We start from the raw sequence: 2,570 nt of genomic DNA on the forward strand, positions 1-2,570 counted from the left end.
CGCGGTGAGTTCACCGATGGTGCCGTTCTTTTTATATTCACCGTTGTTTTTGTAGTCGAAGACGGTGACCAGGCCGGTGCGGCGGTTGAGTTCCCAGATGGGGCCTCGGGAGGGGTTTTTCCAGAGGGGGGGGGAGTGGTTTATGACTATTGAACCGATTGCCCAAGATAGGAGTGGTAGGCCGAGAAACCAGGAGAAAAACTCTATAAAAATATTTTTGGTTGACTCCAAAACTGACTTGTGTTCGATCGAGATTTCAAAAAAGTAGGTGGGGATGCAGGCAATTAAAAACAAAAAAAATAAGAAGCGCCCTCCTCCTGACATATACATCCAGAAGTGGGAGCTTGCGGGCAGAAGGGCATACCTGAAGCGTTCGTGGTCATCCCTAATGTGAAAATCAATAAGTTCGTATAGGTTCGGAGCATAGGTGTTCGTGGCTGTTTCCTCTTCACGCTCTTTTTTGAACCCTTCATAGAGGCGGAGTGATTTTGGTGAGAACTTTTCGAAAAGGTTTGCGGCCGTTAGGTCATCAGCATTGCCCCAAGGCAGTCGGGCCTTGGCGAAACGCATAATCCACGGACGTTCAGTTGAAGGTTCTTGTTTGGGGACTCTACTAGACCGATAGGCAGTCTGGGCGTACCAATATTCATCAGTCATTAGTTGCTATTCCGCGATTTATTTGACACTTCGTCTGCCCAGTAAAGTGAACCTTCAGTGCCGAAGTCGGGTTTGTTGTGGTTTGCGTCGAATGGCGTGCCGTCCTTGGGTGGTGGCGCAGGAAAGTGCCAGCGTTGATTTTTTTGTTCCAATACACACTGCGCTCTAACTTGCCATTGCTGCTCAATGCCAGATGAGCGTGTCGCTAAGTCAAAGGCATAGCTCGGTGGGGTTGCGAAGAACAGTTCTAGGGCTTGCGGAAGCAGCCTTTGTGCTTTAGGCGAAGCAAGTTGACTGTTAATCAATTTTTTGAACATTACGGTTTCACTTTTGATGCGACCACCGTTGACTTCGAAAGTATTAAGCCGGCAGTGAGCATTGGTATTGAGCGTACTCAAATTTGAAACTAAGCCCGGTAAGTTGCTTTCAATGCGAATGCAAGTGTTGGACGAGATAACCTGAAAAGGCGTCTTTGCGTGAATGTCATATTTAGCATCGGGGACGAATTCTGGGTTGGAACCCACGTTGATGCGAAAGTCGGCAAACAAACTGGTCAGATAATAAAAGCCACACTGTGGATCTAGCAGATGCACATTGTCTGAATGAATTTGTGTGCCGAAAGGGCCATTGACCAGCCATTCTTCGATGGGCTTATCCGTTAGCCACCAAGCAAGTCCGGCGCCGATTACGATCAATACCAGCGCTACCCAACCAGCCGGACCAAGACCTAGGAAGTTGACGCTCGTGACAACCAGGCCACTGAGCGCGCTGGCCACTCCGCCCACAGCCATCATCAAATATGCCCAACTGGTGTCATCGCCCCATCTCCGAGCGTACCAGGCGTCTACAAGGCAAATGGCCGCAAGAATCAACCCAGATCCAATTTGAGCCAGTATTCGACCGGTAAACTCCTTTGCTAAATACTCTGCCGCTAGAGATCCTAAGGTTTTTTTCGCGGCCTCATCTGAAATAGTAAAAAGAACCTTGCGGCCAACCGCTAGAACAGACTGAGTGCCGGCAAGTTTTACCGTCAGCATCTCCAGCGCTATACCTAGATCTACGGTCGCCCCTGCTATAGAAAGACGAGAACGAAATCCCCCCTTCTCCTGTCTCACTTGCTCCGCAGCCGCCCACTCCGTCCTCACATTCCAAACCTCCAACATCAAAACCCCTGCCGCAAACGGCAACGAATTCAGCACCCGATAAACCCGCCCATTCGCCAACTCCGCAAGCTCATCTACACCCTGTTGCAACGCGCCTTTCACTTTCGCGTTATCCGCCCCTCGAGCTTCCACATCCTCCTTATAAACCGCATTAATCCTCCGATTCAGCACACTAAGATTCCGAGCCGTCGGATGATCCACCGGCATCACCAGCAGTTTGTAATTACCCATGCGAGGAACGCTTGGAGTCTCCAATGCATCAGCAGCATTCCCCACCTTCAACGGCCGCCCCTGCGCATCCAGATATTCCCCCATCACCCGCTGTGGCCGCTGATCTCCCGCCGGCACGTCGGACAAACCAAAGAGGTGATACCGCTGCGGATCCGCATCCCGGCGATTGATGAAGTGCATTTCACTAAAGGTCTTGGGCATCAAACTGCGCAACAGCCCCACACCAAGTCCATGCAGATAGGCGCTGGTGGGGGCGTGTGCGACCTGTGCCTTCACCGCACTGCTGGCGGTTTCTAAAGAGCCAGCCAGATTTTCGTAGATGCTGATCAGCGTACTGGCCGCCGCTTTCGATTGGCCAGTCAGTGTGCTGTTCAGGCTCCCGCTGGCCAGCAACCCTTCCAGCAAGTGCCCGTCGAGGTGTTCGACCTGCGGGTAGTAAGGACCTGGGTCGGTTTCGAATACAGCGAGGTGTTCAGCGCGTAAACAACCATCGCCCTCGTTAACCGTTTTCACGGTGGG

At 51.8% G+C, this 2,570-nt stretch carries 2 pseudogenes; both read right to left on the bottom strand.

What is annotated here, in order from left to right:
• Window positions 1–657, bottom strand: a pseudogene (locus tag EYC95_RS29945) (hypothetical protein); the annotation flags it as partial.
• Window positions 657–2,570, bottom strand: a pseudogene (locus EYC95_RS30295) (hypothetical protein); the annotation flags it as partial. The pseudogenes EYC95_RS29945 and EYC95_RS30295, both read right to left, overlap by 1 nt.

Source organism: Pseudomonas sp. BGI-2 (genome assembly GCF_004310295.1).
Lineage (GTDB): Bacteria > Pseudomonadota > Gammaproteobacteria > Pseudomonadales > Pseudomonadaceae > Aquipseudomonas.